The following is a 24,221-nucleotide window of genomic DNA, read 5'->3' on the forward strand; positions in this document are numbered from 1 at the left end:
ACTTGGGGGACTGCACGCAGGAGGGGCAGCCGGTGTCGCACTCGCACGACGCGACGGCCCTCAGGGTCGCCCTCAGCCACGTGCCGGCCGCCTCCCAGCCGCGCTCGGCGAAGCCGGCGCCACCGGGGTGCCCGTCGTGGACGAAGACCGTCGGGACGCCCGTGTCCGGGTGCAGGGCGGTCGACATGCCCCCCACGTCCCACCGGTCGTTGGTCGCCACCAGCGGGAGCAGCCCGATGGCCGCGTGCTCGGCGGCGTGCGCGGCACCGGGGACGTCGGCCGGCTGCACCCCGTGGGCGAGGAGCAGGTCCTCGGGCAGCGTCCACCACACGGCCGTCGTGCGCAGCACCCGCGGTGGCAGGTCGAGCGGCTCCTCGCCGAGGACGTCGCCGCTGACCACGTCCCGCAGCAGGAAGGACGTGACCTGGCTGGTCACCTCCACGGTGCCCAGGTGCAGCCCGACCGGGCCCCAGTGACGCGACCGGGACGTCGCGAGGACCTGCACGTCGGTGACCTCGCGCGCCTGCGTCGTGTGGGTGACCTCGCCCGCCCGCACCAGGGCCACGTGGTCGTCGAGGTCGAGGTGCTCGACGACGAAGGTCGCGCCCTGGTGCAGGTAGACGGCGCCGTCGTGGGCGGTGTGGTGCGCGGCGGCGGCGTCGACGCTCCCGAGCACGCGCCCGGTCACGGCCTCCACCAGGCGGACGGGCGCCCCGCCCGTGCCCCTCAGGTCCGCGAGGTCGGACGCCCGCTGCTGCGCCGTCCAGTACCAGCCCGCCGGGCGACGGCGCAGCGTGCCGCGGGCGACCAGCGCGTCCAGCAGCTCGCGGGTGCCCGCGCCGAACGTCGGCAGGTCCGCCTCGGTGAGCGGCAGCTCGGCGGCGGCCGCGCACAGGTGGGGGGCCAGGACGTACGGGTTCTGCGGGTCGAGCACGGTCGCCTCGACGGGGCGGCCGAGCACCGCGTCGGGGTGGTGCACGAGGTAGGTGTCGAGCGGGTCGTCCCGGGCGACCAGCACGGCGAGCGCCTCGCCGCCGGCCCGGCCGGCGCGCCCGGCCTGCTGCCACATCGACGCCCGGGTGCCCGGCCACCCCGCCATCACGACGGCGTCCAGCCCCGCGACGTCCACGCCGAGCTCGAGCGCGTTGGTGGTGGCCAGCGCGAGCAGCGTGCCGTCCCGCAGCGCCCGCTCGAGCTCGCGTCGCTCCTCCGGCAGGTACCCGGACCGGTACGCGGCGACCCGCTGGGGCAGTGCCGGGTCGACCTCCTCGAGGAGCCGCCGGGCCGTCACCGCCACCACCTCCGCCCCGCGCCGCGAGCGGACGAACGCCAGGGTCCGCACCCCCGACACGACGAGGTCGGTGACCAGGTCGGCGGTCTCGGCCGTGGCGGACCGGCGGGTCGGTGCGTCGTGCTCGCCGCCGCCGGGCAGCAACGGCGGCTCCCAGAGGGCGAACGTGAGCGGTCCGCGCCGCGAGGTGTCCTCGTCCACCACCTCGACGGTGCGGCCGGTGAGCCGCTGCGCGGTCCCCGCGGGGTCGGACGCCGTGGCCGAGGCCAGGACGAGCACCGGCCGCGAGCCGTACCGCGCGGCGACCCGCAGCAGGCGGCGCAGCACCGCCGCGACGTGCGACCCGAACACCCCGCGGTAGTGGTGGGCCTCGTCGACGACCACGTACGCCAGCCCGCGCAGGAACGACGCCCACCGGGCGTGGCCCGGCAGCAGGGAGTGGTGCAGCAGGTCCGGGTTCGTCAGCACGTAGGAGGCGTGGTCGCGGACCCAGCGGCGCTCCTCGGCGGGGGTGTCGCCGTCGTAGGTCGCGGCTCGCACACCGGGGACGTCGAGGTCGGCCACCGACGCGAGCTGGTCGGCGGCCAGCGCCTTCGTCGGGGACAGGTACAGCGCGGTCGCCCCGCGGGCCCGTGGTGGGACGTCGGCCCGCCACGGGGGGACGCCCCCCCGCAGCGTCGTCAGCGCGGGCAGCAGGTACGCCAGCGACTTGCCGGACGCCGTCCCGGTGGCGACCACGACGTCCCGGCCGGCCCACGCGTGCTCGGCCGCCTCGACCTGGTGCGCCCACGGGCGCTGGACGCCGGACGCCTCGAGCGCCGCGACCACCGTGGGGTCCGCCCACCCCGGCCAGTCGGTGGTCCGCCCGGGGCGGGCGGGGACCTCGTGCACGTGCAGGACGCGCTCCGTGCGCCCTGGTGCCTGCAGCACCCGGCGCAGCGCTGAGGACCCCTCGACCGGCACGGTCGTCGAGTCTCGCACCGCCTGCCCCGGACGCCGGAACGCACCCGACCGGGGGACACCCTCGGGTGCCGCACGAGTGCCGACGCGGGGGGTCAGTGGTTGAATGCGGCGTACCGCAGAGCGGGTCGCCCGGGTCCACCGGGCGACGCGCCGGTCAGAGACGAAGCCCACCAGGGGAGACGCTGTGGATCTGTCCGTCACCAGCCGCGAGCAGGGTGGCCGCACCATCGTCGAGGTCGGCGGTGAGATCGACGTCTACACCGCCCCGGTGCTGCGCGAGCGCCTCAACGACCTCGTCGGCGACGGCCACCACCACCTGGTGGTCGACATGGAGCAGGTCGACTTCCTCGACTCCACCGGCCTCGGCGTCCTCGTCGGCGGCCTGAAGCGGGTGCGGTCCCACGACGGGTCGCTGCGCCTGGTGTGCACCCAGGAGAAGATCCTCAAGGTCTTCCGCATCACCGGCCTGACGAAGGTGTTCCCGATCCACGACACCGTCGAGGAGGCGGTCTCCGCCTCCGGTCCGGCGTCGTCCGGCGACAGCGAGGGCTGAGACCCGCCCGGATGGCCACGGTCGGCCTGTCCTTCACGGCGCTCCCGGAGCACGTCCGCACGGCGCGCCTGGTGGCCGTGGCGGTGGCGCGCCGGCAGGGTGCGTCGTCCGCGGTGCTGGAGAGCGTGCGGCTGGCCGTGGGCGAGGCGTGCGCCCGCGCCGTGGCCCGCAGCGTCGCCGCGCGCACCGGCCGGCCCGTCGAGGTCGAGCTGCTCGACGGTGACGACGGGCTGGAGATCCGCGTCCGCGACCACGCCCCGCCCCGTCCGCCGGACCACGTGGAGGAGCTGTCGCTGACGCTCGTGCAGGGGCTGGCGCACGACGCGGCGGTGGTCGAGGACGGTGGCAGCAGCGAGCTGCGCATGCACTGGCGGTTCTGAGCCGCCCGCGCCGGCGCGTCCGGCGGTGAGGGCCCGACACGACACGAGTGATGTGGGACGCGCCACAGACGTGTTCTCCGCCACATCCGTCTGAGTAGAGTGCGCGCAACCTCCTCCGCTGGCGGACGGGGACGCTCGGGACCGACCCCACCCGCCCGCTCCGGCCGGTGGGGAGCGTGCGCTCACCCGACGTCAAGGAGGACGGATGCTTCCGCAGTTCCCGCTCGGTGCGACGGGGCTGGCAGCCTCGATGGGCGCCGACGCCACGGTGGAGGGGGGCAACCTCACCCTCGTGGTCGTCGTGGCCGCCATCGCGCTCGTGGCCCTGGCGATGGGGGTGGTCTTCCGGCAGCAGGTGCTGTCGGCGGGCGAGGGCACCCCCGCCATGCAGACCATCGCCCGCGCGGTGCAGGAGGGCGCCAGCGCCTACCTCAACCGCCAGTTCCGCACGCTCGCCGTCTTCGTCGTCCTCGTCTTCGGCCTGCTGTTCCTGCTCCCCGGCGACGGTGACGTGCGGCTCGGCCGCAGCGTCTTCTTCGTCGTCGGCGCCGCGTTCTCCGCGGCCATCGGCTACCTCGGGATGTCCCTCGCCGTCCGGGCGAACGTTCGCGTGGCCGCGGCGGCCCGCGAGTCCGGCCGGGACGACGGCATGCGGATCGCGTTCCGGACCGGCGGCACCGTCGGCATGGCCACCGTCGGCCTCGGCCTGCTCGGCGCGTCGGTCGTGGTGCTGGTCTACCGGGGCGACGCACCCGCGGTGCTCGAGGGCTTCGGTTTCGGCGCCGCCCTGCTCGCCATGTTCATGCGGGTCGGCGGCGGCATCTTCACCAAGGCCGCGGACGTCGGCGCCGACCTCGTCGGCAAGGTCGAAGCGGGCATCCCCGAGGACGACCCGCGCAACGCCGCCACCATCGCCGACAACGTCGGCGACAACGTCGGCGACTGCGCCGGCATGGCCGCCGACCTGTTCGAGTCCTACGCGGTGACGCTCGTCGCCGCGCTCATCCTCGGCAAGGCGGCCTTCGGCGACGAGGGACTCGTCTTCCCGCTCATCGTCCCCGCCATCGGCGCGCTGACCGCCGTCCTCGGCGTGTACGTCACCCGCCCGCGGCCGGGTGAGTCCGGCCTGACCGCCATCAACCGGGGCTTCTACATCTCCGCGGCCGTCGCGGCGGTCGCGTGCGCCGTGGCCGCGTTCGTCTACCTGCCCGGCTCGTTCGCGGAGCTGACCGGCGTCGGCGAGGACGTCGCCGCCCTGGACGGCGACCCGCGGCTGGTCGCGACCGCGGCCGTCGCCCTCGGCATCGTGCTCGCTGCGGTGATCCTGTGGCTCACCGGGTACTTCACCGGCACCGACAAGCGGCCCACCCAGGACGTCGCCCGCACCTCCCTGACCGGGGCCGCGACCGTGGTGCTGTCGGGCATCGGCGTGGGCCTGGAGTCGGCCGTCTACACCGCCGTCATCATCAGCGGCGCCGTCTACGCGGCGTTCCTGCTCGGCGCCGGGTCCGTCGTCCTGTCCCTGTTCCTCATCGCGCTCGCGGGCTGCGGTCTGCTGACCACGGTCGGCGTCATCGTGGCGATGGACACCTTCGGGCCGGTCAGCGACAACGCCCAGGGCATCGCGGAGATGTCCGGGGACGTCGACGGCGAGGGCGCGCAGATCCTCACCGAGCTGGACGCGGTCGGGAACACCACCAAGGCCATCACCAAGGGCATCGCCATCGCCACGGCGGTGCTCGCCGCGACCGCCCTGTTCGGCTCGTACACCGACGCCGTCCAGGCCGCGTTGCGCGACGCGGGCGAGACCATCGACGGCATCGCCGGCGCCTACGAGGTCGTCTCGCCGAACACCCTGGTCGGCCTCATCATCGGCGGCTCCGTGGTGTTCCTGTTCTCCGGGCTGGCGATCGACGCGGTCACCAGGGCGGCGGGTGCCATCGTCTTCGAGGTGCGCAGGCAGTTCCGCGAGCACCCCGGGATCATGGACGGCACCGAGAAGCCGGAGTACGGGCGCGTCGTCGACATCTGCACCCGCGACTCGCTGAGGGAGCTGGCGACGCCCGGTCTGCTGGCCGTGATGGCGCCGATCGCGGTCGGGTTCGGGCTCGGGTTCAGCGCCCTGGCCGGGTACCTGGCGGGTGCGATCGGCACCGGCGTCCTCATGGCGGTGTTCCTGGCGAACTCCGGCGGGGCGTGGGACAACGCGAAGAAGCTCGTCGAGGATGGCCACCACGGCGGCAAGGGCTCCGAGGCCCACGCCGCCACCGTCATCGGCGACACCGTCGGCGACCCGTTCAAGGACACGGCCGGTCCGGCCATCAACCCGCTCATCAAGGTGATGAACCTCGTCGCGCTGCTGATCGCCCCCGCGGTCGTCGGCCTGTCCTACGGGGACGGCGCGAACGACGGCATCCGCCTGGCCATCGCCGGTGTCGCCGTCGTCGTCATCGTGGCGGCGGTGGTCATGTCGAAGAAGCGGACGCTGGCCGGGATGGACGACGAGCCGCCGTCCGTGCCCGGTGGCACGCCCGTCCGCGAGGCCGTCCGGGAGGCCTGACCCAGGGCCTCGCCGGGGACCCACCTCCCTGGCGGGCGTCCCTCCCTCCCTCCCTGCTCCACCACAAGATCGTCAGACGTTCCTGGTCGCCATCACGACCCGAACGGTCTGACGATCTTGTGGTTGGGGACCGGCTGGCCGGCGGGCGGACGCCGGTCGGCCCACCCGCCACGCACTGATCGTCAGACCGTTCTGGGGGTCATCACCCCCACGGGCGTCTGACGATCAGTCGCGCCCGGGGGTCGAGTGGCACGGCCCGGACGGCGGTGCGGTGACGGCGCTCGCCTAGCCTCGCGGGGTGAGCGCCGTCGACGTCCTGCTGCTGCTCGCGGCGGGTGTCGCGGCGGGGGTGGTGGGTGCCGGTGCGGGGCTGGCGTCGCTCGTCAGCTACCCGGCCCTGCTCGCGGTGGGCCTGCCCCCGCTGGCGGCGAACGTCACCAACACCGTCTCGCTCACCCTGACCGGTGCCGGCGCGATCACCGGGTCGCGGCCCGAGCTGGCCGGGCAGGCGTGGCGGGTCCGGCGGTTCGCGCTGATGGGCCTGCTCGGCGGGACGGCGGGTGCGGCGCTGCTGCTGACCACCCCGGCGGAGGCGTTCGAGGCCGTCGTCCCGGCGCTCGTCGGGTTCGCGTCCCTCGCGCTGCTGGCTCGGCCGTGGCTCGCCCGGTGGCACTCCGCCGAGCCGCGGGACCGGCACCCCGCCGTCTCCGCCGGCACCGCGCTGGTCGCGGTGTACGGCGGCTACTTCGGTGCCGCGGCGGGCGTCCTGCTGCTCGCGATGCTGGGGGCCGTCGTCCGCGAGCCCATCGCGCGGGTCAACGCGCTGAAGAACGTCGTGCTGTTCAGCGCGAACGTCGTGGCCGCCACGGGTTTCGCGGTGTTCGGGCCGGTGCGCTGGTGGGCGGCCCTGCCGCTCGCGGCCGGCTGCTTCCTCGGTGGCCTGGTGGCGCCCGCGGTGGTCCGGCGGCTGCCCGAGACCGGTCTGCGGCTCGCGATCGGGACGGCGGGTCTCGTCCTGGCCGCCGTCCTGGCCGCCGACGCCTGGGTCTGACGGCCCGCGGGAGGTCCCTCGAGGCGTGGTCCTGGTCGCGGGGGTGGGGGTGGTGAGCGCGCCCGGGCATGTGGTTAGGTTTGCCTAACCTCATCACGATCATCCGCGATCCCCCACGCCCGGAAAGGCCCGGTATGACCCTGCCTGCTGACCTCCTCGGCGACCACGACGCCGTCCCGGAGCGCGTCGTCGACGTCCGGGACGGCGACGCCGAGGACACCACCGACCTCAGGCACCTGCTCACCACCGACTCCGCCGAGAGGTACCGGCACCTCGTCCGCAAGGCCGTCGACCGCGTCGCCGACCAGGTCGCCACCGTGGACCGGCCGTTCACCGGCGTCACCCCCGCCCAGCTGGCCCCCGTGGTGGACGGCGTCGACCTCGACAGCCCGCTCGGCAGCACCACCGCGGCCCTCGACGAGCTGTCCGAGGTGTACCTGCGCGACGCCGTGTGGTTCCACCACCCGCGCTACCTCGCCCACCTCAACTGCCCCGTCGCGATCCCGGCGCTCGTCGCCGAGGCGGTCGTCTCGTCCGTGAACTCGTCCCTGGACACGTGGGACCAGAGCGCCGGCGGCACCCTCATCGAACGCCGCCTCGTCGACTGGACGACCCGCCGGATCGGCTTCGGTCCCGAGGCCGACGGCGTGTTCACCAGCGGCGGCACGCAGTCCAACCTGCAGGCGCTGCACCTGGCCCGCGACGAGGCGCTGCACCGCGGCGTGCCCGTCGAGCGGCTGCGGGTGCTGGCCTCCGAGGTCAGCCACTTCAGCGTCCGCAAGTCCGCCCACCTGCTGGGCCTGGGCCCCGACGCCGTGGTCGAGGTCCCGTGCGACCCGGGGATGCGGATGCGCCCCGACGCGCTCGCCGAGGCGATCGAGCGCTGCCGCCACGCGGGCCTCGTGCCCATGGCCGTCGTCGCCACCGCCGGGACCACGGACTACGCCAGCATCGACCCGCTGCCCGAGGTGGCCGACGTGTGCGCCCGCACCGGGACGTGGCTGCACGTCGACGCCGCGTACGGCTGCGGTCTGCTCGCGTCCCGTCGCCGCCGCCACCTGCTCGACGGCATCGAGCGCGCCGACTCGGTCACCGTCGACTTCCACAAGTCGTTCTTCCAGCCCGTCAGCTCCAGCGCCGTCCTCGTCCGCGACGGCTCGACGCTGCGGCACGTCACCTACCACGCCGACTACCTCAACCCGAAGGCCGCGGCGGTCGGTGGCACGCCCAACCAGGTCGACAAGAGCCTGCAGACGACCCGCCGGTTCGACGCGCTCAAGCTGTGGATGACGTTCCGCGTCATGGGCGCCGACGCCGTCGGCCGGCTGTTCGACCAGGCCGTCGACCGGGCCGAGGACGCCTGGCGGATGCTCGTTCACGACCCGCGCTTCGAGGTCGTCACCCGGCCCCAGCTCAGCACCGTCGTCTTCCGCGTCGTCCCCGACGCCCCTGCGGGCCACCACCTGCCCGACGACGTCCTGGACGACGTCCAGCAGCACGTCCGCGAGGCGATCGCCGCGTCCGGGGAGGCCGTCGTGGCAGGCACCCGCCGCCGGGGCCGGCGCTACCTCAAGCTCACGCTGCTCAACCCCGCGACCACGGTCGAGGACCTGGCGGCCGTGTTCGAGCTCGTTGCGCACCTCGCGCACCACCGGGTCGAGCACCTCGCCGCGACCGGGGCGCTGCCGCGCTCCGGGGACGACGACCTCGTCGCCGCCCGCTGACCGCGACACCTGCCCACCCGCCGACCGCCGCACGACCGACGGAGACCCCGTGACCACCACCCACGACCTGCTCGGCATCGGCCTCGGGCCGTTCAACCTCGGCCTGGCCGCCCTCGCCGACCCGGTGCCCGACCTCGACGCCGTCTTCCTCGAGAGCAGGGACGAGCTGTCCTGGCACCCCGGCATGCTGCTGGACGGCGTGACCCTGCAGGTGCCGTTCCTCGCGGACCTGGTGACGATGGCCGACCCCACGCACCCGCTGTCGTTCCTGGCGTACCTCAAGGACGTCGGCCGGCTGTACCCCTTCTACATCCGCGAGTCGTTCTACCCGCTGCGCAGCGAGTACGACGCGTACTGCCGGTGGGCGGCCGAGCGGATGGGCAGCCTGCGGTTCGGCCACCACGTGACGTCGGTCGAGCACGACGCGGTGGACGACGTGTACGTCGTCCGGGCCGGGACGGCCGGCGGGGAGGTGACGCACCGGGCGCGGCACGTCGTCGTCGGCACCGGCACCGTCCCGTACCTGCCGTCGGCCCTGGCCGGGGTGGACGGCGTCGTGCACACCGCCGACTACCTGCCGAGCAAGGCCGCGCTGACCGCGCACCGGGACGTCACCGTCGTCGGGGGCGGGCAGTCCGCCGCGGAGGTGTTCCTCGACCTGCTGCGCGCGACGGACTCCCTCCCGGCGGGGGAGCGGCGGCTGACGTGGCTGACGCGCTCGCCGCGGTTCTTCCCGCTGGAGTACACGAAGCTCACGCTGGAGATGACGTCGCCGGACTACGTCGACTACTTCCACGCCCTCCCCGCGCCGACGCGCGACCGGCTCGTCGGCTCGCAGCGCGGGCTGTACAAGGGCATCAACGGGTCGCTGGTCGACGAGATCTTCGACACGCTGTACGAGCGGCGCGCTCGGGGCCGGGACGACGTCCGGCTGGTCACCGCGGCGGCGGTCACCGCGGCGGAGCGGGGCGCCGACGGCCGGCTGACCCTGACCGTCCACCACACCGAGCAGGACGCCGCGTTCCGCTTCGACACCGACGCCGTCGTCGCCGGCACAGGGTACGCCCACCGCGTCCCCGACTGCCTCGCCCCGCTGGACGGGCACCTGCGCCGCGACGCCCAGGGCCGGCTCGACGTCCGCCGCGACTACAGCGTCGACCTCACCGGCGGCCGGGTGTTCGTGCAGAACGCCGAGCTGCACACCCACGGGTTCGTCACCCCCGACCTCGGCATGGGGGCCTACCGGTCGTCGTGCATCCTGCGGTCCGTCACCGGCCGGGAGGTCTACCGCGTCGAGGAGCGGGTCGCCGTCCAGGACTTCGGGGTGCCGCCGTGGGGTGAGCGGGTGCCCGGCCCCGGCTCGGAGGGGCCCGACGAGGACGCCGACGCGCCTGCGGCCGCCGAGGGGGTGCGCGCGTGAGCCCCCGGATCACGTTCCGGCCGCTGGACCTCGACTCCGGGGGCAGCACCGACGCCGAGACCCTGCACGCGTGGGTGACCCACCCCAAGTCGGCGTTCTGGCAGATGCAGGACGCCGACCTCGCCGAGGTCCGCCGCCAGTACGGCGCGATCGTCGTCAGCGACCACCAGGACGCATTCATCGGCCTCGCCCACGGCCGACCCGCCGTCCTCCTGGAGCGCTACGACCCCGCCCGCAGCGAGCTCGCCGGACGCTACGACCACCACGTCGGGGACGTCGGCATGCACGTGCTGGTGGCCCCCACCGACGAACCCGTCCACGGCTTCACCCGGGCCGTGTTCCGCGCCGTGATGGAGACCCTCCTCGCCGACCCGGCGGTGCAGCGCGTCGTCGTCGAGCCGGACGTCCGCAACGACGCCGTGCACCGCCTCAACGCCTACGCCGGGTTCGAGGTCGTCGGTGACGTCGACCTCGGCCACAAGACCGCGCTGCTGTCCACGTGCACCCGGGCGCAGTACGCCGCCAGCGACGCCGCCGTGGACGCCGCCGCCGGCGCGCCGCCGTCCGCCGTCACCACCGGCAGCGGCGCGCCGGAGCTGCTGGCCGACGTCCTCGCCGACGTCGCCCACCTCGACGAGCCGCACTGGTCGCGAGCCAACCGCCGGGTCGTCGCCAAGCTCGTCGGCGAGCTCACCCACGAGCGGCTGCTCGAGCCGGAGAAGGACCCGGCCGGGGACGCCGACCGCTGGCTCCTGACCGGCCGGGCCGACGACGACGGCGCGGTCACCACCTACCGGTTCACGGCCGAGCGGTACGCGCTCGACCACTGGCGCGTCGACCCCGACTCCATCGAGCGCCGGCGCGGCGACGAGACCCTGCCCGTGGACGCCGTCCACGCCGTCCTCGACCTGCAGGACCGGCTGGACCTCGGCCCGGACGTCCTGCCCGTCTACCTGGAGGAGGTCACCAGCACCGTCGGCGCGCTGGCCTACCGGTACGCCACGGCCCGGCACACCGCCGCCGAGCTGGCGCGCGCCGACTTCCAGACGGTCGAGGCGTCGATGACCGAGGGGCACCCGTGCTTCGTCGCCGGCAGCGGCCGGCTCGGCCTGGACGCCGCCGAGTACCGCGACCTCGCCCCGGAGGCCGCGCGCGGCGTCCGGTTGCTGTGGGTGGCGCTGCGGCGCGACCGGTCGGTGTTCGCGACCGCCTCCGACGTCACGTACGAGGCGCTCGTGGACGCCGAGCTGGACGTCGCCACGCGGGAGGCCTTCGCCGCGCGGATGCGCGCGCTCGGCCTGTCGCTCGACGACTACCACCTGTGCCCGGTGCACCCGTGGCAGTGGCGGTCCCGGGTCGCGGTGACCTTCGCCGCCGAGGTCGCGGACCGGTCCATCGTGCCGCTCGGCTACGGGCCGGACGCCTACCAGGCGCAGCAGTCGATCCGGACCCTCCTCAACCGCTCCCGACCGGAGCGCCACTACGTCAAGACGGCGCTGTCGGTGCTCAACATGGGCTTCGTCCGAGGGCTGTCCGCCGAGTACATGGCGGTCACGCCGGCGATCAACGACTGGCTCGCCGGGGTGGTCGAGCGCGACGAGGTGCTCCGCGGCACCGGGGTGACGGTGCTGCGCGAGCTCGCCGCCGTCGGGTACCGCAGCGAGCGGTTCACCGCCGCCGCGCCGAAGGGCTCGCCGTACCGCAAGATGCTCGCCGCGCTGTGGCGGGAGAGCCCCGTGCCCGCGCTCACCGGCGGCGAGCGGCTCGTGACGATGGCGTCCCTGCTGCACGTGGACGACGACGGGACGTCGCTGGCCGGGACGCTCGTGCGCGACTCGGGTCTCGACCCGGCCGAGTGGGTGCGCCGCTACCTCGACGCCTACCTCGTGCCGCTGCTGCACCTGTTCCACGCGCACGGCACGGTGCTCATGCCGCACGGGGAGAACGTCATCCTCGTGCTGGAGGACTCGGTCGTGACCCGCGTCGTCCTCAAGGACGTCGGCGAGGAGGTCTGCGTCCTGGATCCGGCCACGCCGCTGCCCGACGGGGTGGAGCGAGTCCGCGCCGACGTCCCGCAGGAACTGTGGGTGCTCTCGCTGCTGACCGACGTCGTCGACTGCTTCCTGCGGTTCCTCGGGCCGGTGCTCGAGCGGGACGGCGTGCTGTCGGCCGACGACTTCTGGCGGGTCGTGGCCGGGTCCGCGGCGGCGTACGAGGCGTCGCAGCCGCAGCTGGCCGACTCGTTCGCGCGGCACGACCTGTTCGCCGAGCGGTTCCCGCTGTCGTGCCTGAACCGGCTGCAGCTGCGGAACAACCGGCAGATGGTCGACCTGGCGGACCCGACGACCGCGATGCGGCTCGTCGGCGAGCTGGAGAACCCGCTGGCCCGGTGGTCGCCGCGATCCTGACCGCCCCTGACCGCAGGTCGGTGGAAAGGTGCGGTTCCCGGGCCGCCCCTGACCGCAGGTCGGTGGAAAGGTGCGGTTTCGGGGGCACCTCGGGCCGCAGGTCGGTGGAAAGGTGCGGTTTCGGGGGTGGCGGGGGACGGCGGGCAGGATGGGCGGGTGAGCACCTCGGCCCCGCTGCCCGCCGGACCGCCCCGGGACGTCGTCGACGCCCTGCGCGCCGACCTCGCGGCGTCCGGGTGGACCGTGGACGGCGTCGACGGGCTCCTCGGGCCCGTCGCGTCGGCCGCGCTGGCGCGCGAGCAGGCGGTCCCGGCGCGAGAGGTGACTGCTGGACGCGATGAACCGGTCGCCGTCCTGACCCGTGCCTTCGTCCTCGGCCTGCCCGTGACGCGCGGGGCCCTCGACGCCTCGCTGCCGCGGACCGGCACCGACGGCCTGGTCCGGCTCGGCCTGGTCGAGGCGGCCGGCTCCGGCGCGGGCGACGACGTCCGGGCCCTGCTCGACCTGCGTCCCTACGCGGCGGTGGACGCGACGGGGCCGAGCGACTGGTGGGTCGTCTCCGACCTCGGGGAGACGGCGACCGGCCGGCCGCTGCGCACCGACCACGTCCTCGGCGTCGGCGGCGCCTCGACGACGCTCGCCCGGGCCACCGTCCGCGGGCCCGTCGACCGGACCCTCGACCTCGGCACCGGCTGCGGGGTCCAGGCGCTGCACGCCAGCCGGCACTCGCGCTCCGTCGTCGCGACCGACCTGTCCGACCGGGCCCTGCGCGTCGCGGCGCTCACCCTGGCCCTCGCCGGGGTCTGCGACCGGGTCGACCTGCGCCGCGGCGACATGCTGGACCCGGTGGCGGGCGAGCGGTTCGACCTCGTCGTGTCCAACCCGCCGTTCGTCATCACCCCCCGCCGCGGCGACGTCCCGGCGTACGAGTACCGCGACGGCGGCCGCACGGGGGACGCCGTCGTCGCCGACCTGGTCCGCGCCCTGCCCGGCGTGCTCGCCGCCGGTGGCACCGCCCAGCTCCTCGGCAACTGGGAGGTGCACGGCGACGCCGCGTGGACCGACCGGGTGGGGCAGTGGCTGGATGGCACCGGCCTCGACGCGTGGGTCGTCCAGCGCGAGGTCCAGGACCCCGCGGAGTACGCCGAGACGTGGATCCGGGACGGCGGCCAGCGCCGCGGCGCCGCCTTCGACGACCTGTACCGGGCGTGGCTGGACGACCTCGCGGCGCGGGACGTCTCCGCCGTCGGGTTCGGCGTGCTCACCCTGCGCGTGCCGCCACCCGGGCGGCCGCCGTGGCGGTGCCTGGAGGAGCGCACGGGACCCGTCCACCAGCCGCTGGGCGAGCACCTCGGTCGCGCGCTGAGCGTGCGGGACCTGCTCGCCGGGCCGCTCGCCGCGGACGACGCCCTGCTCGCCTCCCGGTGGCGGGTCGCCGCCGACGTCACGGAGGAGCGCCACCACCGCCCCGGCGAGCCGGACCCCGCCGCGATCCTGCTGCGGCAGACCGACGGCTTCGGCAGGGTCGTGCAGGTCGGCACGACGGTCGCCGCGGCGGTCGGCGCCTGCGACGGGGAGCTGACGCTCGGCCGGATCTGCGGGGCCCTCGGCGCCCTGCTGGACGCACCCGTCGAGTCCGTGCGCGCCGACGTCCTGCCGGTGCTGCGTGACCTCGCGCACGGGGGCCTGCTCGTCCCGGCCTGAGCCGTCCGGAGCACGCGCCCACGTCACCTAGGCTGTGAAGCATGCCGAGGACCCCCGTGACGAGCCAGGGTGACTCCTCCGCGGAGGTCCCTGACGGCCGGCGGTCCCGCTGGGACGAGCACAACCGCCGCCGCCGCGAGGCGTTCGTCGACAGCGCGGTCCGTGCCGTCCGCAGGCACGGCGCGGACGTCGGCATGGACGCCATCGCCGCGGAGGCCGGGGTCTCCAAGACCGTGCTCTACCGCCACTTCGCCGACAAGGCCGAGCTGCACGCCGCCGTCCTGGACCGGATCGCCGAGCACGTCGTCGTCCCCCGGCTGCGCGAGGCGCTGGACGCCGACCTCCCCGTGATCGAGAAGGTCCGCTCGGTCGTCGAGACGTACGTCAGCCTCATCACCGCCGACCCGGCGATGTACCGGTTCGTCGTCGAGCAGCGGGGTGGCGGCGACTTCGTCGCGGCCACCGAGGAGGTCGTCGCGTCGGCCGTGGCCGAGCTCGCGAGCGCCCTGCTCGAGGCGTCGGGGCGCGACCGCGACGCCGCGGAGACCTGGGCGTTCGCGGTCGTCGGCGCGGTGCAGCTGGCGACGCGCCGGTGGATGGACACCCACCAGGAGCCCACGGCGGCCGACGCCGCCAGCCCGGGCGCGCAGCGTCTCGTGCACGACCTGGTGCGGTTCGTCCAGGGCGGGCTGGACGAGGTCCTGGGGCTGCAGCCGCAGACCTGACCATCCGTCGGGCGGACGTCGGGCGGACGTCGGGCCGGCGCAGGCCCGGCCCGTCCCGACGGCGGGCGGTGGACGCAGCGGTCACGCGGACGCGTTACCGTGCACGCGCCGGCCGGTCACGGTCGGTTGTCTCGGGGGCGGACGGAAGGGCAGACCAGGTGGCGGGCAGCAAGGGCGCCGGTGCGGGCACGCGTCGGCTGGTGATCGTGGAGTCGCCGGCCAAGGCGCGCACCATCGCGGGCTACCTCGGAGAGGGGTACGAGGTCGAGGCCAGCCTCGGCCACATCCGCGACCTGCCGCAGCCCAGCGAGCTGCCCGCGGAGATGAAGAAGGGCCCGTTCGGCAAGTTCGCCGTCGACGTCGACAACGGGTTCGAGCCGTACTACGTCGTCGACGCCGACAAGAAGAAGAAGGTCTCCGAGCTGAAGCGGCTCCTCAAGGAGGCCGACGAGCTCTACCTGGCCACGGACGAGGACCGCGAGGGCGAGGCCATCGCGTGGCACCTGCGCGAGGCGCTGCAGCCGAAGGTCCCGGTCAAGCGGATGGTGTTCCACGAGATCACCCGCGAGGCGATCCAGCGCGCCCTGGAGGCGACCCGCGACATCGACGAGCACCTCGTCGACGCCCAGGAGACGCGCCGGATCCTCGACCGCCTCTACGGCTACGAGATCTCCCCGGTGCTGTGGCGCAAGGTCCGGCCGCGGCTGTCCGCGGGCCGGGTCCAGTCCGTGGCGACGCGCATGGTCGTCGAGCGCGAGCGCGAGCGGATGGCGTTCCGGGCCGCGTCCTACTGGGACCTCACCGGCCAGTACGAGCCCGCCGGCGGCGGCACCGCGTTCTCGGCCCGGCTCGTCCAGGTGGACGGCGCCAAGGTCGCCACGGGGCGCGACTTCGACGACCGGGGGCAGCTGCGCAACGCCTCCGCCGTCCTGCTCGACGAGGCGGCCGCCGGGCGGCTCGTGACCGGGCTGCGCGAGGCCGACTTCGTCGTCCGGTCCGTCGAGACCAAGCCGTACACGCGCCGTCCCGCGGCGCCGTTCACGACCTCCACGCTGCAGCAGGAGGCGTCCCGCAAGCTGCGGTTCTCGGCCCGGCAGACGATGCGCGTCGCGCAGTCGCTGTACGAGAACGGCTACATCACCTACATGCGGACCGACTCGACGGCGCTGTCGTCGGAGGCCGTGTCCGCGGCCCGCCGGCAGGCCGCCGAGCTGTACGGCGCGGAGTTCGTCCCGGACAAGCCACGCACGTACGCGTCCAAGTCGAAGAACGCGCAGGAGGCGCACGAGGCGGTCCGCCCCGCAGGGGACTCGTTCCGCACCCCCGCCCAGGTCGCGGGCCAGCTGCGCGGCGACGAGTTCCGGCTGTACGACCTCATCTGGAAGCGCACCGTCGCCAGCCAGATGGCCGACGCGAAGGGCTCCACCGCGACCGTCCGCCTCGGCGCCACGACGACGGCGGCCGCCGGGGAGGCCGGCCGGGACTGCGAGTTCTCCGCGTCCGGCACCGTGATCACGTTCCGCGGCTTCCTCGCCGCGTACGAGGAGGGCCGGGACGAGGAGCGCGAGCGCGAGGACGGCGACGCCGAGCGCCGGCTGCCCGAGATGGCCCAGGGCCAGGCGCTGTCCCTGCGCGACCTGACGGCCGACGGGCACGAGACCTCCCCGCCGCCCCGCTTCACCGAGGCGAGCCTGGTCAAGGCGCTGGAGGAGAAGGGGATCGGGCGCCCGTCGACGTACGCCGCGACGATCTCCACCATCGTCGACCGCGGGTACGTCGCGCACCGGGGTTCCGCCCTGGTGCCGTCCTGGCTGGCGTTCGCGGTGGTCCGGCTGCTGGAGGAGCACTTCAGCCGGCTCGTCGACTACGACTTCACCGCCTCCATGGAGGAGGACCTCGACCGGATCGCCGGCGGGCAGGAGGAGCGCGCCCGCTGGCTGGAGCAGTTCTACTTCGGATCCGGCGGCGCCGCCGGGCAGGGAGCCTCCGTCGCCGCCGACCCGGGGGGCCCGCAGGGCCGGGAGGGCCTGAAGGCCCTCGTCGACGACCTCGGCGAGATCGACGCCCGCGCCATCTCCTCCATCGACATCGGCGACGGGATCACCCTGCGCGTCGGCCGGTACGGCCCGTACCTCGAGGTCCCCGACCCCGACGGCGGCGAGCCGAAGCGCGCCAACGTGCCGGACGAGGTCGCCCCGGACGAGCTGACCGTCGCCAAGGCGCGCGAGCTGTTCGAGACGCAGGGCGACGGCGACCGCGAGCTCGGTGTCGACCCCGACACGGGCCGCACGATCATCGCCCGCAGCGGGCGGTTCGGGCCGTACGTCACCGAGGTGCTCGAGGACGACGGAGCGAAGAAGAAGGAGAAGCCCCGGACGGCGTCCCTGCTGAAGTCGATGCAGCTGCCGACGGTCACGCTCGAGGACGCGCTGCGCCTGCTGACGCTGCCGCGGGTCGTCGGCACCGACCCGGAGTCGGGTGAGGAGATCACCGCGCAGAACGGCCGGTACGGGCCGTACCTGAAGAAGGGCACCGACTCCCGGTCGCTGGAGACCGAGGACCAGATCTTCGACGTCACCCTCGAGGAGGCGCTCGCGATCTACGCCCAGCCCAAGCGGGGGCGCGGCCGGACGGCGGCCCCGCCGTTGCGTGAGCTCGGTGAGGACCCGGCGTCCGGTCAGCCCGTGGTGGTCAAGGACGGCCGGTTCGGCCCGTACGTGACCGACGGGGAGACCAACGCGACCCTGCGCAAGGACGACGCGGTCGAGTCGGTCACCCTGGAGCGGGCGGCGGAGCTGCTGGCCGAGAAGCGGGCCCGGGGGCCGGTCAAGCGCGGCGCGAAGAAGGCCGCTGCGAAGAAGACCACCGCCAAGAAGGCCACCGCGAAGAAGGCCGCGGCGAAGAAGACGACCGCGAAGAAGGCGGCGGCGAAGAAGAGCGGCTGACGGGTCCGGCCGCTCAGCCGCCGCCGGAGGCGCCGGTCAGGTGGTGCAGGGCTGCCGCGGCCGCCCGGCGACCCGACACCAGCGCGCCCTGGGTGGACGCGGTGTCGCGGTGGTCGCCGGCGACGAGAAGCCCGTCCCCGAGGTCGACACGGCGGCGGTGCCGCAGCGGCGCGCCCTGGTGCGTCAGCGCCCGGGGCACGTGGTGGACGGTCACGACGTCCCAGTCGTCCACCGGGCACCGGAACAGGTGGGACAGGTGCGCCCGCACGTCCCGCTCGTGCGGCCAGTCGCCGTCCGAGCCGAGGGTGGTCGCCTGGACGAGGTGGCGGCCCGGCGGTGCGTAGGTCGGTGCGGCGTCCGACATCACCGCGGCGTTGACGACCGGCCCGGCGGACCGTCCGCGGGGGTCGAGGTGCAGCAGGCGGTACCGGGCGGGGCTGGCGCCGGTGACGGCGAACCACCAGGTCGCGAAGCCGTTCACCCGGGGCGCGGGTTCGCCGGTCAGCGCGGCGGCGTCCACGCCGTCGGTGGCGACCACGACGGCGCGGGCCGTCACCTCGCCGCGGTCGGTGGTCACGGTGCAGGCACCCGCTCCCGCGGCGCGGCGCACCCCGGTGACGCGCGTGCGCAGGTGCACCGGCGCGTCCAGTCCGGCCGCGAGCTGGTCGGGCAGGGCCTGCATCCCGGCCGCGGGGACCCCCGGCGTGGCGAGGACGAACGACCGGACCAGCAGCCGGGCGAAGGTGGCCGACGTCGTCCCGGACCACGTGCCGACCACGCCGGCGACGAACGGCTCGAGCAGCCCGTGCCGCAGCGGGCCGCGGACGCCGGCGGCGTCCCACGAGTCCGCGAGCGTGGTGTCCGGGGCGGCGAGGAGCCGGTCGACCGGGCCGAGCGCCGGGGCGGCCCAGCGGGCCGCGGCCGCGACGTCGCCGGGGCGGAGGTAGCCGCTGCGCACGGTGCGCAGCAGGTGCCGGGGGCTGCGCCGCGGGTCGGCCAGCACCACCGTCCGGTCGTCCTCGACGAGCGCCGCCCCCGCCTCGAGCGTCCGCAGCCGCAGGGCGACCACGTCCACGAGCCGGCGCACCGCGGGGTAGGACGGGTTGAGCAGCTGGAAGCCGCGGTCGCACCGGAAGCCGTCGACGACGTCCGTGCGGACCCGGCCACCGACGCCGTCCGCGGCCTCCACGACGACGACGTCGACGCCGTCGTCCCGCAGCCGGCGCGCGCACGCGAGCCCCGCCAGCCCGGCGCCGACGACGACCACGTCGGCGGTGCGGGGCAGGGCCTCCGGCACGAGGGGGCCGGTCGGGCTGGGGCTCGGCGCGGGCGTCACGCCCTCATCGTGCGGGGGCGGGCGAGCCGCCGCGCGCCGACCTGCGCGGATCGGGTGGGCGGGCGGTCACCAGCCGAGGGGCGTCGAGGTCGGAGTTGTCGACGACGAGGTCGGCGCGGGCCCTCGGGTCGGCGGCGGCGTGGTAGAGCCGCTGCCCCCCGACGTAGCGCGCGTTCGACGCGGCCGCGGGGTCGGGGTGGGAGCCGTCGCGGACGGCCATCCGGGCCACCGACACCTCGAACGGCACGTCCAGCAGGACGCTGAGGTGCCAGTGGTCGGCCAGCTCGTCGCGGTGCAGGAACAGGCCGTCCACGACCACGACGGTGCCGGGGGCCACCGTGACCGGGGGCTCGTCGACGACGGCGTCGGTGGCCAGGTCGTGGCTGCGGGTGCGGACCCGCCGGTCGCCTCCCGGGCCGAGCGGGGCGAGCAGCAGGCGGGTGAACGCCTCGTCGTCGAAGGAGTCCAGCCAGAAGCCCTCGGCGCTGTCGCGTCCCCGCGCGTACCGGCGGGCGCGGGGGTGGTGGAAGTCGTCGTGGCCGGCGCGCAGCACCGCGCGGCCGCGGGCGCGCAGGACGGCGGCCAGCTCGTCCGCGAAGGTCGTCTTGCCGGCGCCGTCCACGCCGTCCACCCCGACGAGGACGACGTCGCGTCCGGCCGGGTCGGCCGGGTCGACGGCTGCCTCCACGCGATCGGCCACGTCGGCGAGGAGCCGGCTGCGGTCACCGGTGCGGGGGTCGGTGCGGGGGTGGGGCACCGGCCGAGCCTGGCACACCCCTCACTCGACCGGCGGACCCGACAGTCGTGTGGCGTTTGCCCTCAAGCCGCGTGGCACGCTTGACGATCCTCACTCACAGGCACCCACCACCCGACCCGCACCGCCGGAGCCCACGATGACCCTCGCCGACCACCCCACCAGCCCGTGGACCACCCGGCGGACGGACGCGCCCGGTCCCGTCGCGGCGGCGCCGCTCGCTCTCGTGCCTGCCCCGCGCGTCCCGGCGGACGACGCCACCGGCGTGGTGGGCGCCGGCCCGACGGCCCCGTCGGCGGAGCCCGACGTGGCCGCGGGGGTGCAGTCCGCGGTGACGTCGTTCCTGTCCGCGGTGGAGCACGACTCGGTGAACGGCTGGGCCGCCGCGGCGGTCCTCGTCGAGCAGATGCGCTGGCAGCGGATGGAGGGCGACCGCGTGCGGCTGGCCCGGGCGCTCGCCGAGACGGCACGGTGCGTGCCGTCGTCCCACCCCCCGGTGTGAACCCCTGATGTGAACCCCTGATGTGAACCCCTGATGTGAACACCGCGTGAGCGCCCGGTGACGCCGGGTGCGGAGGCGGTTCGCTGACGGGACGCGCCGTTACGCTGACGTCGTGACGAGTGACGACGCCGGGACGCCCCCGAGCCCCCCGGCTCCCTCCGTCCCGGCCGAGCCGTCCGGCCGCCGGGGCCGTGAGCTGCCCGACCCCGGTCCCCGGGGCGCGGGGAGCGAGGCGCCGGACCACGACGTGCGCGCCGTCCTCGCCATCAGACCGTTCCGGCAGCTGTGGCTGTCCCTGGGCCTGTCGAGCTTCGGTGACTGGCTGGGGCTGCTCGCGACCACCGCGATGGCCGGTGCGCTGGGTGCCCAGTCGGGGTACGCGCAGGCCAACCTGGCGGTGTCCGGCGTCCTCATCCTGCGGCTCGCGCCGGCCATCCTCTTCGGCCCGGTCGCGGGCGTCGTCGCCGACCGGCTGGACCGCAAGCTCAACATGGTCGTCGGCGACCTGCTGCGCTGCGTGCTCTTCGTCTCCATCGCGGTCGTCGGAGAGCTGTGGTGGCTCTTCGTCGCCACCGTGCTGATCGAGATCATCGGCCTGTTCTGGATGCCGGCGAAGGACGCGACGGTCCCCAACCTGGTGCCGAAGCGGCGGCTGGAGGCGGCCAACCAGCTCAGCCTCGCGACGACGTACGGCAGCGCCCCGTTCGCCGCGCTGCTGTTCAGCGGACTGGCCCTCGTGTCGGGTCTGATGGACGACGTCCTGGGCTACGGCGGTGGCCCCGTCGACCTGGCGCTGTACTTCAACGCGCTGACCTACCTCGTCGCCGCGATGGTCATCTGGCGGCTGGACATGCCGCGCCGACCCGAGCGGACGACGACCGACGACGCCGTCGGGCTGCTCAGCTTCTGGCACACGATCCGCGACGGGTGGGCGTTCATCGGCACCACCCCGCTGATCCGCGGCCTGGTCGTCGGGATGCTCGGGGCGTTCGGCGCGGGCGGCTTCGTCATCGGCGTCGCGACCACGTTCACGGCCGACCTCGGGGCGGGGCCGGCCGGCTACGGCGTCCTGTTCGCCTGCGTGTTCGCCGGTCTGGCCGCCGGGATGTGGGTGGGCCCGCGCATCCTCGCCGAGCTGCCGCGCTCGCGCCTGTTCGGCCTGGCCATCGTGGCCGCGGGCGTGTTCCTGGCGTTCGTCGCGCTGATCCCGAACATCGTGCTCGCCGCGATGTTCACCGTCGGGCTCGGTGCCGGCGCGGGGGTGGCGTGGGTGACCGGCTACACGATGCTCGGGATGGAGGTCGCCGACGAGCTGCGCGGCCGCACCTTCGCCTTCGTGCAGTCCATGTCGCGGGTCGTGCTCGTCGCCGTGATGGCGTTCGCGCCGGCGCTCGCGGCCCTGATCGGCACGCACGACTTCAGCCTGACGCCGAGCACGACGCTGACCTACAACGGCGCCGCCTTCACCCTGATGTTCGCGGCCGCGCTGGCCGTGGCGATCGGCGTGCTCGCCTACCGGCAGATGGACGACCACCGCGGCGTCCCGCTGCTCGAGGACGTGGTGAACGCGTGGAAGCGCCGCCACGTCGCCCAGCCGCCCCTGAGCCGCCGCCCCGACCACCCCGGCTTCTTCGTCGCCCTCGAGGGCGGTGACGGGGCCGGCAAGTCGACGCAGGCGCAGCTGCTGCGGCAGTGGCTGGCCGCAGACGTCGGCCACGAGGTGGTGCTCACCCGCGAGCCGGGTGCGACTGGCCTGGGGACCCGGATCCGCGAGCTGCTGCTGCACGGCGACGCGGTGACGCCCAGGGCCGAGGCGCTGCTCTTCGCCGCGGACCGCGCCCACCACGTCGAGACGGTGGTCCGCCCGGCGCTGCGGCGCGGTGCGGTCGTCGTGACCGACCGCTACGTGGACTCCTCGGTGGCCTACCAGGGCGCCGGCCGGGACCTGGACGGCGACGAGGTGGCGCAGCTGTCGCGGTGGGCCACCGAGGGCCTGCAGCCGGACCTGACCGTCCTCCTGGACGTCGACCCGGCGGTGGGCCGTCACCGTCGCCAGGTGTCGTCGCGCGGTGAGGGTGAGGACCGGGTCGAGAGCGAGCCGGACACGTTCCACGACCGGGTCCGCGCGCACTTCCTGGAGCTCGCCCGCCGCCACCCGCGCCGGTACCTCGTCGTCGACGCCTCCCTGGACCCCGACGCGATCCACGAGCGGATCCGCGAGCGCCTCGAGCCGGTGCTGCCGCTGTCGCCCGGTCAGCTCGCCGAGCTCGAGGAGCGCGAGCGGCGCGAGGCCGAGGAGGCCGCTCGCCGTGAGGCGGAGGAGGCCGCTCGCCGTGAGGCGGAGGAGGCCGCTCGCCGTGAGGCGGAGGAGCGCCGGCGCGTGGAGGCCGAGCGGCAGCGGCAGGAGGCGGAGCGGCGTCGTCGCGAGGATCACGAGCAGGCGATGCGCCGCGCCGAGGAGCGGGCCCGGCGGGAGGCGGCCGAGCAGGCCCGTCTGGACGCCGACCACCTCGACCGGGCCGCCGCGGAGCACCGCGAGCGCCAGCGGCTCGCCGGTGAGGAGCGTGCCCGTCGCCTGGCGGCCGAGCAGCCCGCGTCCCCGCGTCGCTCGCGCCGTGACGCCCCGCCGACGGCACGGCTGCCGCGGGTGGAGGACGACGACGCCCCCACGCAGCGGCTCGACCTCACCGAGGAGATCTTCGGCTTCGGCCAGGACGACCGCAGGGGCCGGCGCCGGTGACGGTGTGGGACCAGCTCGTCGACCAGGAGCACACCATCGAGGTGCTGCGCCGGGCGGTGGCGGCGGGGGAGTCGGCGTTGCGGGGCGAGGGGACCGGCCCGGCGCACGCCTGGCTGTTCACCGGTCCGCCCGGGTCGGGCCGGTCCGTGGCGGCGCGGGCGTTCGCCGCGGCCCTGCAGTGCGGCACGGCGGGCTGCGACGAGTGCCACGCCTGCCGGACGGTGATGGCCGGGACGCACGCCGACGTGCAGGTGGTCGCCACCGAGCAGCTGTCGATCAAGACGGAGTTCACCCGCGAGCTGGTGCAGTCCGCCCAGCGGCGCCCGTCCCAGGGGCGGTGGCGCGTCGTCGTCGTCGAGGACGCCGACCGGATGCAGGAGCGCGCGGCGAACGTGCTGCTCAAGTCGATCGAGGAGCCGCCCCCGCGGACGGTGTGGCTGCTGTGCGCCCCCAGCCCCGAGGACGTGCTGGTGACGATCCGGTCGCGGTGCCGCCCGGTGCGGTTGCGGCTGCCGTCCGTCGACGCGGTCGCCGAGCTGCTCGTCCGGCGCGACGGGGTGGACCCCGCGATGGCCGCCTACGCCGCCCGCGCCGCCCAGTCGCACGTCGGCATGGCCCGTCGCCTCGCCCGCGACGAGGGCGCGCGCAACCGTCGCCACGAGGTGCTGAGGATGGCGTTCGGTTCCGGCGGGGTGGCCGGGGCCGTGACCCGGGCTGCTGACCTCATCGACGTGGCCGCGGAGGAGGCGACCGCCGCGACCGCCGAGCGGGACGCCGCGGAGCGCGCCGCGCTGCTGCACTCGCTGGGCGCCGACGGTGTCGCGACCCCGCCGCCGGCCGTGCGCTCCCAGCTCGCGCAGCTGGAGAAGGAGCAGAAGACGCGGGCCACCCGGTTCCGGCGCGACGTCATCGACCGGGCCCTGCAGGACCTGGCCTCGGTGTACCGGGACGTCCTCGTCATCCAGCTCGGCGCGCAGGTCGACCTCGTCAACGCCCAGATGCGCGACCAGCTCCTCCGCCTGGCCGACGCCGCCACCCCGGAGGCGACGCTGCGGCGCCTGGACGCGATCGCCACCGCACGCGAGCGGATCGGCGCGAACGTCAGCCCCCAGCTCGCCGTCGAGGCGATGGCCCTGCAGCTGCTCGGCTGAGCGTCCACGGCCCC

At 75.1% G+C, this 24,221-nt stretch carries 16 protein-coding genes; 13 read left to right on the forward strand and 3 right to left on the reverse strand.

Annotated features, from left to right (window positions below; translation table 11 throughout):
* Nucleotides 1–2,272, reverse strand: a 2,272-nt coding sequence (locus ACYVQV_RS17310) for a DEAD/DEAH box helicase (protein ID WP_461024568.1), incomplete at its 3' end; no start/stop codon positions are given.
* 166 nt (nucleotides 2,273–2,438) lie between these two features.
* On the opposite strand from ACYVQV_RS17310, the gene ACYVQV_RS17315 reads away from it, so the two are divergent.
* The 10 genes from ACYVQV_RS17315 to topA all read left to right on the forward strand — a co-directional run bounded on the left by ACYVQV_RS17315 (nucleotide 2,439) and on the right by topA (nucleotide 17,724).
* Nucleotides 2,439–2,807, forward strand: a complete 369-nt coding sequence (locus ACYVQV_RS17315; protein WP_461024569.1) for an STAS domain-containing protein — start codon at nucleotides 2,439–2,441, stop codon at nucleotides 2,805–2,807.
* Nucleotides 2,808–2,818: 11 nt separating this feature from the next.
* A complete protein-coding gene (locus ACYVQV_RS17320; RefSeq protein WP_461024570.1) occupies nucleotides 2,819–3,187 on the forward strand; it encodes an ATP-binding protein in 369 nt (122 codons plus the stop codon).
* 250 nt (nucleotides 3,188–3,437) lie between these two features.
* Nucleotides 3,438–5,747, forward strand: coding sequence for a sodium-translocating pyrophosphatase (locus tag ACYVQV_RS17325; protein ID WP_461024600.1), 2,310 nt, complete (start codon nucleotides 3,438–3,440; stop codon nucleotides 5,745–5,747).
* A gap of 298 nt (nucleotides 5,748–6,045) precedes the next feature.
* Nucleotides 6,046–6,798, forward strand: a complete 753-nt coding sequence (locus ACYVQV_RS17330; protein WP_461024571.1) for a sulfite exporter TauE/SafE family protein — start codon at nucleotides 6,046–6,048, stop codon at nucleotides 6,796–6,798.
* 134 nt (nucleotides 6,799–6,932) lie between these two features.
* Nucleotides 6,933–8,522, forward strand: a complete 1,590-nt coding sequence (locus tag ACYVQV_RS17335; RefSeq protein ID WP_461024572.1) for a pyridoxal phosphate-dependent decarboxylase family protein — start codon at nucleotides 6,933–6,935, stop codon at nucleotides 8,520–8,522.
* A 49-nt stretch (nucleotides 8,523–8,571) separates the two neighbouring features.
* Nucleotides 8,572–9,942 (forward strand): lysine N(6)-hydroxylase/L-ornithine N(5)-oxygenase family protein, encoded by a 1,371-nt coding sequence (locus tag ACYVQV_RS17340; RefSeq protein WP_461024573.1) that lies wholly within the window; start codon nucleotides 8,572–8,574, stop codon nucleotides 9,940–9,942.
* Entirely contained in the window at nucleotides 9,939–12,350 is a 2,412-nt protein-coding gene (locus tag ACYVQV_RS17345) for a GNAT family N-acetyltransferase (protein WP_461024574.1), read from the forward strand. Before ACYVQV_RS17340 ends, ACYVQV_RS17345 begins: the two co-directional genes overlap by 4 nt.
* Before the next feature lie 156 nt (nucleotides 12,351–12,506).
* Nucleotides 12,507–14,054 (forward strand): DUF7059 domain-containing protein, encoded by a 1,548-nt coding sequence (locus ACYVQV_RS17350; RefSeq protein ID WP_461024575.1) that lies wholly within the window; start codon nucleotides 12,507–12,509, stop codon nucleotides 14,052–14,054.
* A 41-nt stretch (nucleotides 14,055–14,095) separates the two neighbouring features.
* Nucleotides 14,096–14,779: a TetR/AcrR family transcriptional regulator gene (locus ACYVQV_RS17355; protein ID WP_461024576.1), complete on the forward strand. Its 684-nt coding sequence runs from the start codon at nucleotides 14,096–14,098 to the stop codon at nucleotides 14,777–14,779.
* A 158-nt stretch (nucleotides 14,780–14,937) separates the two neighbouring features.
* A complete protein-coding gene (gene topA / locus ACYVQV_RS17360) occupies nucleotides 14,938–17,724 on the forward strand; it encodes a type I DNA topoisomerase (protein WP_461024577.1) in 2,787 nt (928 codons plus the stop codon).
* A 13-nt stretch (nucleotides 17,725–17,737) separates the two neighbouring features.
* Here the strand turns inward: topA and ACYVQV_RS17365 are convergent, their stop codons facing one another.
* Together ACYVQV_RS17365 and ACYVQV_RS17370 are read right to left on the reverse strand one after the other, a co-directional pair.
* Nucleotides 17,738–19,060, reverse strand: a complete 1,323-nt coding sequence (locus tag ACYVQV_RS17365; protein ID WP_461024578.1) for an FAD-dependent oxidoreductase — start codon at nucleotides 19,058–19,060, stop codon at nucleotides 17,738–17,740.
* Nucleotides 19,061–19,064: 4 nt separating this feature from the next.
* The gene (locus tag ACYVQV_RS17370) at nucleotides 19,065–19,817 is read right to left on the reverse strand and encodes a nucleoside/nucleotide kinase family protein (RefSeq protein ID WP_461024579.1); all 753 of its coding nucleotides are present in this window, start codon (nucleotides 19,815–19,817) and stop codon (nucleotides 19,065–19,067) included.
* Between the two features lie 136 nt (nucleotides 19,818–19,953).
* On the opposite strand from ACYVQV_RS17370, the gene ACYVQV_RS17375 reads away from it, so the two are divergent.
* The 3 genes from ACYVQV_RS17375 (at nucleotide 19,954) to ACYVQV_RS17385 (ending at nucleotide 24,207) form a co-directional block, all read left to right on the forward strand.
* On the forward strand, nucleotides 19,954–20,316 hold the full coding sequence (locus tag ACYVQV_RS17375) for a hypothetical protein (RefSeq protein WP_461024580.1): 363 nt from the start codon (nucleotides 19,954–19,956) through the stop codon (nucleotides 20,314–20,316).
* 112 nt (nucleotides 20,317–20,428) lie between these two features.
* On the forward strand, nucleotides 20,429–23,056 hold the full coding sequence (gene tmk / locus ACYVQV_RS17380) for a dTMP kinase (RefSeq protein ID WP_461024581.1): 2,628 nt from the start codon (nucleotides 20,429–20,431) through the stop codon (nucleotides 23,054–23,056).
* Nucleotides 23,053–24,207 carry a DNA polymerase III subunit delta' gene (locus ACYVQV_RS17385; protein WP_461024582.1) on the forward strand — a complete coding sequence of 385 codons (1,155 nt, stop codon included), beginning with the start codon at nucleotides 23,053–23,055 and terminating at the stop codon, nucleotides 24,205–24,207. The genes tmk and ACYVQV_RS17385 overlap by 4 nt, the downstream gene beginning before the upstream one ends.
* The last annotated feature ends 14 nt before the right edge of the window (nucleotides 24,208–24,221 follow it).

The sequence above is a fragment of the Thalassiella azotivora genome (genome assembly GCF_054781695.1).